12 protein-coding genes are annotated in these 13,984 nt (G+C 53.8%); 4 read left to right on the forward strand and 8 right to left on the reverse strand.

The genetic code is table 11. From position 1 onward, the window contains the following. Positions 1 to 88 precede the first annotated feature (88 nt). Positions 89 to 445 carry a hypothetical protein gene (locus SOJ49_RS12455; protein WP_369854826.1) on the forward strand — a complete coding sequence of 119 codons (357 nt, stop codon included), beginning with the start codon at positions 89 to 91 and terminating at the stop codon, positions 443 to 445. A 151-nt stretch (positions 446 to 596) separates the two neighbouring features. On the opposite strand, the gene SOJ49_RS12460 is transcribed toward SOJ49_RS12455, so the two are convergent. Continuing rightward, positions 597 to 1,169, reverse strand: coding sequence for a DUF938 domain-containing protein (locus SOJ49_RS12460; RefSeq protein WP_369854827.1), 573 nt, complete (start codon positions 1,167 to 1,169; stop codon positions 597 to 599). Positions 1,170 to 1,462: 293 nt separating this feature from the next. On the opposite strand from SOJ49_RS12460, the gene SOJ49_RS12465 reads away from it, so the two are divergent. The 3 genes from SOJ49_RS12465 to SOJ49_RS12475 all read left to right on the forward strand — a co-directional run bounded on the left by SOJ49_RS12465 (position 1,463) and on the right by SOJ49_RS12475 (position 5,195). Then, positions 1,463 to 3,193 (forward strand): proline--tRNA ligase, encoded by a 1,731-nt coding sequence (locus tag SOJ49_RS12465; RefSeq protein ID WP_369854828.1) that lies wholly within the window; start codon positions 1,463 to 1,465, stop codon positions 3,191 to 3,193. Continuing rightward, positions 3,187 to 3,783, forward strand: a complete 597-nt coding sequence (locus SOJ49_RS12470; protein ID WP_369854829.1) for a lytic transglycosylase domain-containing protein — start codon at positions 3,187 to 3,189, stop codon at positions 3,781 to 3,783. The genes SOJ49_RS12465 and SOJ49_RS12470 overlap by 7 nt, the downstream gene beginning before the upstream one ends. A 146-nt stretch (positions 3,784 to 3,929) precedes the next feature. After that, a complete protein-coding gene (locus SOJ49_RS12475) occupies positions 3,930 to 5,195 on the forward strand; it encodes a dicarboxylate/amino acid:cation symporter (RefSeq protein WP_369854830.1) in 1,266 nt (421 codons plus the stop codon). 194 nt (positions 5,196 to 5,389) lie between these two features. Here SOJ49_RS12475 and SOJ49_RS12480 read toward each other — a convergent pair whose 3' ends face one another. The 7 genes from SOJ49_RS12480 to SOJ49_RS12510 form a co-directional block, all read right to left on the reverse strand. Further along, positions 5,390 to 5,782, reverse strand: a complete 393-nt coding sequence (locus SOJ49_RS12480) for a PIN domain nuclease (protein WP_369854831.1) — start codon at positions 5,780 to 5,782, stop codon at positions 5,390 to 5,392. Continuing rightward, positions 5,779 to 5,940: a type II toxin-antitoxin system VapB family antitoxin gene (locus SOJ49_RS12485; RefSeq protein ID WP_369854832.1), complete on the reverse strand. Its 162-nt coding sequence runs from the start codon at positions 5,938 to 5,940 to the stop codon at positions 5,779 to 5,781. Before SOJ49_RS12485 ends, SOJ49_RS12480 begins: the two co-directional genes overlap by 4 nt. A 168-nt stretch (positions 5,941 to 6,108) precedes the next feature. After that, positions 6,109 to 7,218, reverse strand: coding sequence for an iron-sulfur cluster carrier protein ApbC (gene apbC, locus SOJ49_RS12490; RefSeq protein ID WP_369854833.1), 1,110 nt, complete (start codon positions 7,216 to 7,218; stop codon positions 6,109 to 6,111). A 53-nt stretch (positions 7,219 to 7,271) separates the two neighbouring features. Beyond that, positions 7,272 to 8,891 carry an ABC transporter ATP-binding protein gene (locus SOJ49_RS12495; protein WP_369854834.1) on the reverse strand — a complete coding sequence of 540 codons (1,620 nt, stop codon included), beginning with the start codon at positions 8,889 to 8,891 and terminating at the stop codon, positions 7,272 to 7,274. A gap of 5 nt (positions 8,892 to 8,896) precedes the next feature. Continuing rightward, positions 8,897 to 10,354 (reverse strand): ABC transporter permease, encoded by a 1,458-nt coding sequence (locus SOJ49_RS12500; RefSeq protein WP_369854835.1) that lies wholly within the window; start codon positions 10,352 to 10,354, stop codon positions 8,897 to 8,899. Further along, entirely contained in the window at positions 10,354 to 11,331 is a 978-nt protein-coding gene (locus SOJ49_RS12505) for an ABC transporter permease (RefSeq protein WP_369854836.1), read from the reverse strand. Before SOJ49_RS12505 ends, SOJ49_RS12500 begins: the two co-directional genes overlap by 1 nt. Further along, positions 11,331 to 13,655, reverse strand: a complete 2,325-nt coding sequence (locus tag SOJ49_RS12510; protein ID WP_369854837.1) for an ABC transporter substrate-binding protein — start codon at positions 13,653 to 13,655, stop codon at positions 11,331 to 11,333. Before SOJ49_RS12510 ends, SOJ49_RS12505 begins: the two co-directional genes overlap by 1 nt. Positions 13,656 to 13,984: the final 329 nt, after the last annotated feature.

Genomic DNA, 13,984 nt, shown 5'->3' on the forward strand with positions numbered 1-13,984 from the left:
GACCTATTTTCGGACAATCGCCATTACTTGAAATATAAAAGTGTTATCTACTTCACACTATGACAAACATCTCTATCAGGATGACGTGATGGATATCAAGCTACTCAAGCTCAGTGACACCGTTCTGACGGCGATTCAAATCCTGAAGTTACAGGTCGAGTTACAAGACGGCCACTCAATACGGGCTAATCGCACGGTAGAAGAACTGATTGAGCTGATCGAAAAAGCACTGGAATCCCGTTCCAGTCAGGTTTATCAAGCCCTGATACGTCTGGTTAGCCTGCTGACCGACAAACAGATTATATTTTTCGAAACCCTGAGCGTAGACTTCAGTCCACTGCGACACTGGGCAAAGGCACAGCAAGCGCAACAACAAAATCTCCAGCGTAGCAACCGCAGAAGCCTGTTTTCAACCAGCGCCGTATCTGCCACAACGAAGGTCTGATGGAGGACAATTCTGTCATAAAAAACGCTGTGCTATAAAAAGCAAGCGAGACAGAGATAGATAAAAAGCGCGATAGCTAAAGCGGTGAGGTTGGGAGTTATAGATGAGATCGGTGAATCCAGCATGAACATCCCAGCCAGAACCGATCGCATTACATGTATTTTTTTAACACCAGCAAGCGATTATTGGCAGGCATCGCAATATCCTTGATCAACCGCAGCTTTTCCTTGCGCGCCGCCAGTACGATTTGCTCAAAATCCTTGATACCCGCTTCCGGGTCAATATCAGCCTTGAGCCAGGCATCCAGCGCTTTGTTACCATCACTGGTAAACTTGCCACCATAATTGAACGGCCCATACAGAAACACCAGACCGGCAATGCGTAATACCCGACCAATACCCGACATCATCGAACGGACTTTCGGCCAGCCGACGTAATGAACCACATTGGCAGAAAACACCGCATCCACCTGTTTGACCGGCCACAAATCCTGCGAGACATCCAACACCAATGGCGGCAGAAAATTATCCCGCCCGGCCCGCAGACGCCAGGCATTAATTGACGCAATACGGGCAGCCATCTCCGAGGGTTGCCAGGTAATATCCGGCATACGTTCACTGATAAAGGCGGCGTGCTGCCCGGTGCCGCTACCAATTTCGAGTACCACAGAATGCTTCGGCAATTCCTGGGTCAAGACATCACAGATAGGTTGCTGATTGCGCAAGCAGGCCTCCGAAACTGGTAGCTCCGAATCCTGTGCAATTTGAAATTCCGGCAGAATATTCACCCGGTTCATAGCGGTTCCTGTTGTCCGACGGGACAATCCTCAGTCTTGCTGGCGGCAGAGTATGTCACAGCCACAGGTCAGCAGAAATAGTGCCGCTTCGAAATAGCGCTATATTTCTTGCGCGTCATTTTCTCCACAAACTCAGGCTCAGGCAAATTGCCGCCAGCCCGCCCAGCCAGTAGAATCAGGGGCGATTTTTTCGATTAATAAACCGGATTTGAACTAGCCCCATGCGCGCAACCGAATTTTTACTCGCCACAGAGAAAGAAACCCCTGCCGATGCCGTTGTTGTCAGCCATCAATTGATGCTGCGGTCAGGCATGATTCGCAAACTGGCCGCCGGTTTATACACCTGGATGCCGTTGGGGTTACGCACCCTGCGCAAAGTCGAAGCCATTGTGCGCCAGGAAATGAACAAAGCCGGTGCCCAGGAAGTGCTGATGCCCGCCGTGCAGCCAGCCGAACTGTGGGAAGAAACCGGCCGCTGGTTTCAGTACGGTGGTGAACTGCTGCGCGTCAAAGACCGCCACAATCGCGATTTCTGCATTGGACCGACTCACGAAGAAGTCATTACCGACCTGGCTCGCAACCAGCTGAGCAGCTACAAACAGCTACCGGTTACCCTGTACCAGATTCAGACCAAATTCCGTGACGAAACCCGCCCACGGTTTGGCGTTATGCGGGCGCGCGAATTTATCATGAAGGATGCCTACTCCTTCCACCTGAATGAAGCCAGCCTGGAACAAACCTACCAGAACATGCACGTCGCCTACTCCGCCATCTTCACGCGTCTGGGCCTGGATTTCCGTCCGGTATGGGCCGATACCGGCTCCATTGGTGGTGCCAAATCCCACGAATTCCACGTGCTGGCCGAGTCTGGCGAAGACGATATCGCCTTCTCTACCGACAGCGACTACGCCGCCAACGTCGAACTGGCAGAAGCCGTGGCTCCTACGGGCGAGCGCCCTGCCCCAACGGCAGACATGCAGATCGTCGACACCCCGGCTGCCAAAACCATTGCCGAGCTGGTTGAGCAGCATGGCATTGCCATCGAAAAAACCATCAAAACCCTGATCGTTCACGGCGAGTCCGACGACAAAGGCAACTACGAACTGGTCGCCCTGATGGTACGTGGCGACCATGAACTGAACGAGCTAAAAGCTGCAAAAATCGATGGCATTGCCTCTCCATTCGAATTTGCCAGCGAAGCAGAAATACGCCCGATCGTTGGTGCCGGCCCAGGCTCGATCGGCCCGGTCGGCCTGACACTGCGAATCATTGCCGACCACGCCCTGCGTATCAGTTCAGACTTCGGTGCCGGAGCCAACGAAGACGGCAAACACTACTTCGGCATCAACTGGGAGCGCGACCTGCCGCTGCCGGAATTTGCCGATCTGCGTAACGTGGTTGCTGGCGACCCAAGCCCTTGCGGCGCAGGCACACTGGAAATCAAACGAGGCATAGAAGTCGGCCATATATTCCAGCTCGGCACCAAGTACTCCGAAGCCATGAAAGCCACCGTACTGAATGAAAACGGCAAAGACAGCACACTGGTCATGGGTTGCTATGGCATTGGTATCAGCCGAGTGGTCGCCGCCGCCATCGAACAGAACAACGATGAAAACGGCATTATCTGGCCCGATGCGATTGCACCCTTCCACATTGGTATCGTACCGATGAACTACCACCGTTCAGAAGCCGTACAGCAAGCCACTGAAACACTGTACGCCGAACTGACCGCAGCAGGCTACGACGTCTACCTTGATGATCGCGACAAAAAAACCAGCCCCGGAGTAAAGTTCGCCGACATGGAGCTGATGGGCTTTCCACACCGTATCGTGCTGTCAGACCGAGGTCTGGAAGCGGGAACCGTGGAATACAAGGCGCGCAGCTCTGATGACAAGCAAGACATCGCCCTGGATGAACTGATGACTTTCCTGCAACACAAGGTGTCATGCTAAACAGCAAGGCACCTGCCCTGCTGCTGACCGTCATACTGAGTGGCCATTGTGCCCCCGGTATGGCGGAAGCCATGCCCAATCACGATCCGGAATTGCGGGTCGCGTTACTTGGTGCCGTTTCCACTGCAGAGTCCTTCCCCGACCGCTTTGATGCCGAAGTCTGGCTGATGGATATGCAATCCCGACTCGACGGCATGAAATGGATCAAACTGAAAAACCAGCGCGAGCGGCTGGAATTCCTGCGTTTGGTGCATCACGAAGCCAGCCGCGCCGGTATTTCACCGGAAATGGTCTTAGCCGTGATCCAGGTTGAAAGCGCCTTTGACCGTTTTGCCGTTTCTCGTGTCGGTGCCCGAGGCTATATGCAGATCATGCCGTTCTGGAAAAACGAGATCGGCCGCAGCGATGACAACCTGATGCATACGCCGACCAACCTGCGTTATGGCTGCACCATACTGCGTCATTACCTCGACAAGGAAAATGGCAACTGGATCCGCGCCCTCGCCCGTTACAACGGCAGTCTCGGCAGGACGGTGTATCCTGAAAAAGTCATGTCCGCCTGGGAGAAATACTGGTTTGTGAACTACTGAACATAGGCCATCAATCACAAAAACCAGTCCCATCACCAGCGACACTATCCAGTCACAAGATCCAACCTTGATACGACTCGTGATACAACACCGAATACCACCGAATACAGCTACCGAAAACAACCACCGGCACAAGAGGATAACCCATGAGTAAACAACCATTCCTGTGGCCGAGCCTGAACATACAAATACTGATAGGTGCCATCGCCGGGCTGCTGCTGGGCTACTGGCTCAACGGCATGGACGCAGATTCAGAGATTAAAACCTGGACACTGTACGTCGCCAGCCTGCTCGGCGGATTGTTTATCGACCTGCTTAAAATGATCCTGATTCCACTGATTTTTACCTCCATCGTCGTCGGCATTGCCAATCTGCAGTCACACCAACAGGGAAGCCGTGTCTGGCGCTATACCCTCGGTTTTTTTGTATTGTCGATGGTGTTCGCCATGGTGCTGGCCCTGGTCGTCACCGACTGGATAAAACCCGGCAGTGGTATGCAGCTAACCATGTTCGCCGACAGCATGCAGAACGTTGAAGCAAAACAATTAAGCGCCAGCGAGTTTCTTGCCCAGTTCCTGCACAGTCTGTTTATGAACCCGATTGCTGCCCTGGCAGACGGCAAAATTCTGCCCGTTGTGGTGTTCGCCGTGTTATTGGGTATTGCGCTGGTCAAATCCGGTGAACAGAAAATGAAGGTGTTGATCGTACTGCAAGAATTACTGGCACTGCTGATGCGCATGATCGAATGGATCATGTTACTCGCACCACTAGGGGTATTTGCCCTGCTCACCAAACTGATGGCTACACAGGATTTACGTCTGCTCGCCACCATGGGCGAATTTATAACCCTGGTGTTCGCCATTACCCTGATCCACGGTGCCGTCATTTTACCGGGCCTGCTATGGATCTTTACCCGCAAGTCACCACTGTGGTTGTGGCGAGGGGCCAGACCAGCACTAATCACTGCCTTTGCCACCAGCTCCAGCGCCGCCACCCTACCCGTCAGCCTGCGCTGCAGTGAAGAACAACTGGGCGTCAGCAAAGACGTCGCCGGTTTTGTACTCCCCATTGGTGCTACCATGAACATGGATGGCACCGCCCTCTACGAAGCCTCGGCGGCACTGTTTATCGCCTATCTCGCCGGTATTGACCTGACTGTTGGCCAGCAAATCATCGTCATGCTCACCGCCATGATTGCCTCCATGGGCGCACCAGGAATCCCCAGTGCTGGCATGGTCACCATGGTCATGGTGCTACAGTCGGTTGGACTGCCAGCCGAAGCCATCGCCATCTTGCTACCCATCGACCGCATACTCGATACCATCCGTACTGCCGTCAATGTCGAAGGTGATATTGTCGCCAGCATCGTGGTAGACCAGGCATTGGGAAATACCAACACCAACAGACAATAACCTGCCATGACCGGGCACACAGGTAATCCCGCCCGATCGAACATCTCAAGATTGAACGCCCCCAGATTGGATGCTATCTGGTAGGAGGTTTTGGGGCCGAATGATGATTTTCTGGTAGTTCCCGGTGAGTTTCAAAGTCCTGAGTTCAACCAGGGGGCTCTCAGCAGATCCGATTGACCAATTGAGAACGCCCCCTAACAGACGGAACGGAGTTTTAGGTGTTGAGTAAAAGGTATAAAATCCTTATCCACATAGAGCAACGGGATTTGGTTCTCAATACAAAAAGTAGCGATAATTACATCGGCGGTTTTTCTAACCGTAACGCCTTTTCTCCAAAGCTTACGGTAATTCTCCGCAGCCAAAAGAGCCAGATCAGGAGTCAGCATGTTGTATAAATCAAGATTTAAAAGATATTTTTTCGCCGTATTGTAATCCTTGTCGGAACGAAATCCCTGCAAAAGTTCAACCATTATCAGGTCACCAATAGCAACTCCCTGGTAGCCTAGAACTCCGTCAAGAATCTCAACTTCGCGGTTACTTTTCCCATTAAAAAAATCTATCCAAACGCTGGTATCAACCAGTATCACTTACCCGTTCTCATTTCATCGAGATCACCAGACCACTCAAGGCTGCCTCTCAGCTTGCGGATGTCCGCTTGTTTTTTTAATCTGATCAACGCCTTAAGCCCCTCTTCTACAGCCTCTTTCTTGGTTTGGAAGCCGGTGATACTAAGGGCATCAGCCATCAATTTGTCGTCTATTACTATATTGGTTCTCATATTGCACTTTTGTGTAGAAACAAGCCATTTTATACACATTGCGGCCCAATAAATAAAACAGGACAAGTGGCTCATGCGGGCTGTGTTCTGAGCTTGTTTTCCGCAGGGCATCCAAGCGCCACTTGTTCGTTCCTATCAGTCGTCGGAGACTTCTATCTCCGGCATGGTCTCGGCGGCTTCACCTCCACGAGCCAACGCTACGGCCAGTCGGCGGGCGGCATGACGGTACATCATGGCGACTTCGGAGCTGTCATCAGCAGCCACAACCGGCACTCCGGCATCGGACTGTTCACGAATGTAGGTCGCCAGTGGCAGTGAGCCAAGCACTTTGGTGTGGTAGGTTTCGGCCAGCCGGTCAGCGCCGTGTGCGCCAAAAATAGGTTCGGCATGGCCACAGTTGGAGCAGATGTGCATGCTCATATTTTCGATCATGCCCAGCACCGGAATACCGACTTTACGGAACATTTCGACGCCTTTTTTGGCATCGGCCAAGGCAACGTCTTGTGGTGTGGTCACGATCACGGATCCCGACACCGGGTATTTCTGGCTCAGGGTCAGCTGAATGTCGCCCGTGCCCGGCGGCATGTCGATCAGCAGATAATCCAGTTCGCCCCATTGGGTCTGGGTCAGAATCTGGGTCAGCGCGCCTGCCACCATGGGGCCGCGCCAGACCATCGGGGTTTGTTCTGTTACCAGATAAGCCATCGACATGGTTTTGATGCCATGGGCTTCAACCGGTACAAACCATTTGTTATCAATGGTTTCTGGTCGTGTGCCAGCGGCCACGCCGAGCATGATGCCCTGGCTGGGGCCATAAATATCGGCATCCAGCAAACCAACTTTGGCACCGTCTTTGGCCAGTGCTACGGCCAGGTTCACGGCGGTGGTGGATTTGCCCACGCCACCTTTACCGGACGATATCGCGACGATGTTTTTTACCGCTGCCAGTGATTCTCCGCCGTCGTGGCTCTTGTGGGCATCCACATGCCAGCCAAGGGTTACGTTGGCTTCATCACAGCCAGCGATATTTTCCAGTGCGGTGATTAACAATTGCGCCACGCCGCCGTTGAGAAACTCCGACGGGTAATCCAGCTCCAGTGTTACGCTAATCTTGCCGCCATCAATCGTGACGGCTTGCAAGGCACCGGCAGACACCAGATCCATTTCCAGATAAGGGTCGATATAGCTCGCCAGAGCTTGTTCTACTTGGGTTTGTTCAATTTGGGCTTGGGGCAGTTGAGACACAACAAACTCCTGAATCGGTCAGACGGTTTGCACCGCAAAAAATAAATAGGCTGTCAACGAATCACCGGCGCAGCATCCAGCAGCGCACGGGTATACGCATCTTGTGGCTGGTTCATCACGCTGGCGCAATCGCCCTGTTCTACCAGTACGCCCTGGTTCATCACCGCCACCCGGTGTGCCAGATGGGGAATAATCGACAGGTCATGGGTGATAAACAGGTAGCTCAGGCCCATCTCCTGTTGCAGCTCTTGCAACAGTTCAAGTACCTGGCCACGAATGCTGACGTCCAGTGCACTGGTGGGTTCGTCACAGATAATCAGCTCAGGTTCTACCGCAATCGCCCGTGCAATGGCAATACGCTGGCGCTGGCCACCGGAAAATTCATGCGGATAACGATCGAGATGAGCCACTTCCATTCCAACGCGCAGTAGCAACGTCTGCAACTTGGTTTCCCGTTGTTCGGGATTATCCAGCAACCCCAGGCTAATCATGCCTTCAGAGAGGATTTCACGAATGGTCATCCTCGGGTTCATGGAGGAAAACGGATCCTGAAAAATCACCTGGATACGCTTGCGATAGGGTCGAAACGCGGCCTGATCCAGTTGATCAATACGCTGGCCATCGAAAGTGACGATACCGGCAGTCAGAGGTTCCAGTGACAGTACCGCACGGCCCACTGTCGATTTGCCGGAACCGGACTCTCCTACCAGCGCCAGGGTTTCACCTTTACCGATCGCGAACGATACGCCATCCACGGCTCTGGTATAACCGACCACCCGTTGCAATACACCTTTACGTTGCGGAAACCAGACCTTCAGCCCCTCGACGGTGAGGAGCGCCTGTTGGCTGGCAACCGCATCACGAAACGTACGTTTGGGCAGTGAGTGAATTAACTGGCGACTGTATTCATGTGCTGGTGCCTGGAAAAACTCATCGCAGGGACGGTATTCAAGAATTTCACCGTGGCGCATCACAGCCACCCGGTCGGCCATTTCCGAGACCACGCCCATATCATGGGTGATCAGTAAAATCCCCAATCCACGCGCGGTGCGGATCTGGTTCAGCAGTTCCAGAATCTGCTTTTGAATGGTGACATCCAACGCTGTAGTTGGTTCGTCAGCCACCAGCAGATCCGGTTCACAGGCCAATGCCATGGCAATCATGACCCGTTGTTTCTGACCACCCGACAATTGATGCGGATACCAGCTCAGTCGCTGTTGCGGATCAGGAATACCGACTTCATCCAGCAGTCCAATAACCGCTGTTTTTAGCGCCGCGCCGGTCAGACCCTTATGCAGCGTCAGCACTTCGCCCACCTGCTGCAACAAGGTTTGTACCGGATTAAGGGCACTTTGCGGCTCCTGAAAAATCATCGCGGCGCGATAACCGCGCACCTTGTTCATTTGCCGTTCGGTACGTTCAAACAGTGCGTCGCCATCCAGTTCAATCGTTCCGGCAGTAATCGCCAGGGCATCGGGCAGTAACCGCAAGATAGCCAGGGCGGTCAGCGATTTTCCTGAACCACTCTCACCTACCAATGCCATGATTTCACCCGCAGCAATGGTGAACGAAATGCCTTTCACCAGCGGCCGCGCTTGTCGCCGTTGCGGCTGCTGGGCGTTGGGTATGGCGGGTAGTTCGATTCTCAGATCACGTACACTTAACAAAGACATATCCATTACCCTGCCGACCTGGGGTCAAACGCATCACGAACCTTGTCGGCGAACAGGTTGGCAGCAAGCACCAGGATAAACATCAGCACAAACGCTGCGGCCACCGACCACCACACCACGGGTTCACGGGACAATTCCGCCCGCGCTTCGTTGATCATATTGCCCCAACTGGCCATCGAGGGATCAACCCCGACGCCGATATAAGACAGCACCGCTTCCGCCAGTACAAAACCACTGAAATCCAGCACCAGTGCTATCAGAATAATATGGGTGACATTAGGCAGGATATGACGTCCGATAATGCGTCCATGACGTACTCCGAATGCCCGTGCCGCCTGGACATAATCCAGTTGGCTGACCTTCAGGGTTTCAGCACGAAGCAACCGGCATAAACCGGTCCAGCTGGTCATGCCGAGAATAAAGCACAGCGCCAGGAATTTAAAATCCGCTCGCTCGCTGGTGAGCTGGAACTGTTGCTGATGGGTTTCGATATACACATCAATCAGCAATACCGACGCCGCAATCAGCAAAATACCCGGAATCGAACTGAGCGTGGTGTACACATACTGCACCAGATCATCCACCCAACCGCGGAAGTAACCGGCAGAAATACCCAGCACAATCGCCAACGGCAGGGTTAACAGGGTAGCCAGAGTGCCAATCAGCACACCGGTACGGGTCGCCTTCAGCGCCAGATAGAGTACATCCTGCCCAACCTTGTTGGTGCCCAGAATATGGTAGTACTGACCCAACTCCAGTACCCAGCTGGAGCCAACCACCAACACCCCCAGCGTGATATAAATAGTCGTCCATGGCAGCACCGAGCCAATGTCACCACCGCTTTGGGCACGATTGCGAGAACGACAGCGAAACCGCCATTGCAGATGCAGAATCACCAGCGCTGCCATCATCGCCAGCCCTATCAGTACTGCCTTGAACGACCGTTGCAGCACATCCACTGCCACGCTTTCCCCCTGCTGCAAATGACGGCCAGCATGGATCAGACGGGGAAATTCTCGCACCACCTTGCCGTCATCGGAGGTCTGGTTTTCACGGGCGAAGGAGTAAATCGAGAAGGGTTCAGAATAGGTTTTTTCGTCCTGGGCATGTAACCCGGCCAGCACCGCATCCAGTACGCTATTCACTTGCTGACTGTAATGAACTTTATCCTCAATGGTCGGCTGCTTGTCAGTTTCGTCGGTCTGAGCCAACGCGTCATCAACCTGAGTCTCAGCCACAGCGGGCAACGGCTCGCGGTAGTGCAGTGAATCCAGCAATGCCAGCAACACATAAAACAGGATCACCATAAACGCACTGGAACCAAGGCGGGATTCAAACACCGAACGCCAGCGTCCCCGCGCCAGAGGATCACGCGCCAACTGTACAAAAAACAGCACCAGCGCCGCTACCAGGGCAAAAATCAGCAAATCACTCAGTAAGACAACCGGTTGAACAGCCAGCATCAAGACAACCTCACACGCGGATCAACCAGGGTATAGGAGATATCGGTCAGAATCAGACCGATGATGTACAGCACAGAGCCGAGAAAAACCATGCTGCGCACAATGGCAAAGTCCTGAGCCTGAATCGCATCCAGGGTGTAGCTGCCCAAACCGGGAATGCCAAAAAAGGATTCGGTCAGCAAACTGCCCATAAACAGCGATGGAATCACCACCACCACGCTGGTCAGAATCGGAATCAGGCCATTGGGCAAAATATGGCGAAACAACACCGTCAGTTCCGGTACGCCCTTGGCGCGGGCGGTACGGACATAATCCTTGTTGGCTTCTTCCAGAAACAGCGTGCGATACAAGCGTGTACCACCGCCGATGCCGCCGATCACGCCGATAATCACCGGCAAGATCAGAAACCGGGCGGCGTCGATGCCGGTCAGGTAACCGGAGATCGGCACCAGATTCCATTCCTTGGCAAAGAAATACTGACCAGCAAAGACGTAAAACACACCCGATATCGACATCAACACCACACACGCCACCATCGCTGCGGTATCAAACACACTGGCACGAAACATCACCACAAACAGCGCGAAGGCAATATTCACCGCCAGCCCAATCACAAACGTCGGCAACGCGACGGCCAGACTCGGCCACATGCGCTGCTGGATATCGTCGCCAATGGAGCGCCCTTCGTCAGATTTGCCAAAGTCCAGCGCAAACAGCCGGACCGATTTGTCGAAGAAGATAGTATCGGTCAGCAGCCCCTGACTGTTGTCACCGTCGTTAAGAAACAGGGGTTTGTTGTAACCGCGCTGCTCTTTCCACTGTTCAATCGCTTGCGGGTCAATGTGTTTGTCACCCAACTGCACCAGTGCCATCTGATCCGGCGAGTTGACCACAAAAAACAGCGCGAACGTCAGCAGGTTCACCCCGACCAGAATCGGCAGAGCATACAGCAGACGGCGGATAATATAGGCCAGCATCAGTGTTGCCCTCCGGTGTCCGGGTGTTGACGGGTGATCACGCGGGCATGTTGCCGCCGCTGATAAGCGCGATAACCGGGAACCATCAATATCAGCATCAGCACGGCGACCAGAATCAGTGGCCACAGCACCGGCTGGTTACGCTCTGCTCTGGCCTGTTGCCGTTCGGCGTTATCGATGCCGAAATATTTTAGTACTGCCTTACTGATACCGTGTGCCTTGGTGTTTTTTACCCAGGGATTGTTTAACACGTAGGAATGCGGATGCCAGGCCGAAGCCCAAGGGGCATCGTGATGATAAATCGCCAGCATCTGATCGATAAGCGCCAGGCGTTCAGGGGAATCCGGCATCAGTTTCATCTGTTCGAACAGCCGGTCGTAGTCGGCGTTGGCGTAGTTACTGGAGTTGACGCCGGAACCTCCCGTCACCACCTGGCCATTGGCGCTATACAACAGGAACATGAAGTTCTCGGCATCCGGATAGTCCGCCATCCAGCCCCACTGGAACAGCTGGGCGTTACCGGAGCGCATTTTTTCCTTGAAACGGTTGTAGTCGCTGCCACGAATATTAAGCTGGATATTCAGCTTGCCGAATTGCTTGATCATCCAGATCTGATTGGCACTGGCACCACCGCCGCCGCTGGGTGTATCCAGGTTCAGCACCAACGGCTCACCGGTCACGGCATCACGACCATCGGGATAACCGGCTTCTGCCAATAACCGGCGTGCTTCATCCAGCGATTTGCGTACCGGTGCACCGGCTGTTTTTGATCCTGTCGAACGTGCGTTCGGATCCCAGTCAAAGACATAGGAGTTAATCCCTTGCTGCCCCGACTGGTAGCCAAAAATACCTGGCGGAATCGGGCTTTGTGCCACCTCGCCACGACCATTGGCAAAAATCGAAATGGCTTCTTCCTGATTGTAGGCAATGGCGATGGCCTGACGCAGCTTGCGCGCCCGCTCCTGCATCACCGGGTCTGGAAGTACTGCTGACCCCGGCTCCGACAAGCCACCCACCACTGGATCGAGCATGTTAAACGCCAGATAGTAGGTGCCCGGTACAACTTCGATTTCCATACCGATGCCCATCGCCTGCATCTCGGCACTCAGGTTCACTCCCGTCGATCCAATCGAGACTGCCTGGTCAAAACTGTCGCTGGCAATCCCGGAGCGGTCGTAATAGCCCTGCAGAAACTTGGTCCAGAGTGGAATGGATTCTTTTTCCAGCCGGTAAACAGCCTTGTCGATCAGCGGCAAACGGGCACCGGCGGCATCCAGCAAGCCCGCTTCGGCATCGCCGGGTTCACCTTCAGAGGGGTAAAAATCATCCCGATAATTGGGATTACGCTGCAGGATAATGGCTTCGTTGGGATCGTTTTTGGTCATCATAAATGGCCCTGTACCCACCGGATGCCAGTCCAGCACAATATTACGGTCGGCCAGCCCAGGCTGATGGTAAAACGCATCAACCAGCGCCGGCAGCGGCGCAAAAAAGTGCATCGCCAACCAATATTTGAACTGCGGGTATTTGCCATTCAGGCGCACACTGAACTGGTAGTCACCCTGTTGCTCGACCCCTTGCAGCGGGTATTCCCTGAGATCAAGCCAGTCGGTTTGCTGAAAACGGGGATCCGTTTGTTTAAGCTGTTTGCGCGCTTCGGTCACGGTTCCGGCAAACGTGTCCATGCCGACTATATACTCCGCCAGCAAGCCCCGGATCGGCGACAGGTTGGCGGGGTCGGCTAGCCGTTTGATCTGGTAAATGTAGTCATCGGCCACCAGCTCGCGAGTGGCTGTCTGGTCAAAATCCTCCAGCCCGTGAAAAGCGGCACTGTCTGCTGCCGTATCGAAGCGGTACAGCGGATCGCCAGCGGCATTGGTGGCAAATGCCGGATGCGGCTGATAATAAATACCCGGCTTGAGCGTAAACACATAGGTACTGAAAGCCAGGTCGGCGGCGTTCTCAGTCACCACGTCGCCATTCGTATTGGTGTAAACAATATCGGGCAACTGGGTCAGGGTGTTGGCTTCCAGTTCGTACGGGCGTTTCAGATAATGGTATTGCAGTGGCGGATCATAAATCTGGTCAATAAAGCGGCCCTCATCCGAACTGTAGGATCGCGCCGGATCGAGGTGTTTGGGGCGCTCGGAGAAGTTTGAATACAGCACGGTTTCATCGGCATCTTCACCTGCAGGGTGAGGGCTGTTGATTGCGCTATCGGAACAAGCCGTCAGTCCACCAAGCAGCACCAGGCCAAGCACCGCCAAGCCAGAAAACACCGCCAGTCGTCGCAACTGTCGCAACAAACCAATAACATTCAGCATATTGCCCGCGCTCGCTGCAACCGACCCCAACCGATAAATCGCCATAACCATCCGCTAGAAAAAAACCTGTCACAGTGTGCCATCAAATAAGAAACAGGCAAGTATCGCCCCAGCACGGTTCAATCAGGTGATTAACGGACGCTTAACATCGCACCAATGGCATCAACCGCCATCTTGCTGACCGTTATTTGCGCTGCCTCACACTACTGCCTTTGCGCCTGTCACGTTGCTTGATTAGTATTCCCGCTCTCCGCTCAGTACCAACAGGCTGTATAAACAGTATCCGAGGCAGTGCGGGAAGGCAGTAACCAACCGAAAATAGATTCAGA

The organism is Candidatus Thalassolituus haligoni, from assembly GCF_041222825.1.
In the GTDB taxonomy this organism is placed as follows: domain Bacteria; phylum Pseudomonadota; class Gammaproteobacteria; order Pseudomonadales; family Oceanobacteraceae; genus Oceanobacter; species Oceanobacter antarcticus.

Bases quoted from the DNA above. Each gene is read 5' to 3' on its own strand.
- SOJ49_RS12455 (WP_369854826.1), top strand. From the start codon at position 89: ATGGATATCAAGCTACTCAAGCTCAGTGACACCGTTCTGACGGCGATT.
- SOJ49_RS12465 (WP_369854828.1), top strand. From the start codon at position 1,463: ATGCGCGCAACCGAATTTTTACTCGCCACAGAGAAAGAAACCCCTGCC.
- SOJ49_RS12470 (WP_369854829.1), top strand. From the start codon at position 3,187: ATGCTAAACAGCAAGGCACCTGCCCTGCTGCTGACCGTCATACTGAGT.
- SOJ49_RS12475 (WP_369854830.1), top strand. From the start codon at position 3,930: ATGAGTAAACAACCATTCCTGTGGCCGAGCCTGAACATACAAATACTG.
- SOJ49_RS12485 (WP_369854832.1), bottom strand. From the start codon at position 5,940: ATGGCTGATGCCCTTAGTATCACCGGCTTCCAAACCAAGAAAGAGGCT.
- SOJ49_RS12495 (WP_369854834.1), bottom strand. From the start codon at position 8,891: ATGTCTTTGTTAAGTGTACGTGATCTGAGAATCGAACTACCCGCCATA.
- SOJ49_RS12500 (WP_369854835.1), bottom strand. From the start codon at position 10,354: ATGCTGGCTGTTCAACCGGTTGTCTTACTGAGTGATTTGCTGATTTTT.
- SOJ49_RS12505 (WP_369854836.1), bottom strand. From the start codon at position 11,331: ATGCTGGCCTATATTATCCGCCGTCTGCTGTATGCTCTGCCGATTCTG.
- SOJ49_RS12510 (WP_369854837.1), bottom strand. From the start codon at position 13,655: ATGCTGAATGTTATTGGTTTGTTGCGACAGTTGCGACGACTGGCGGTG.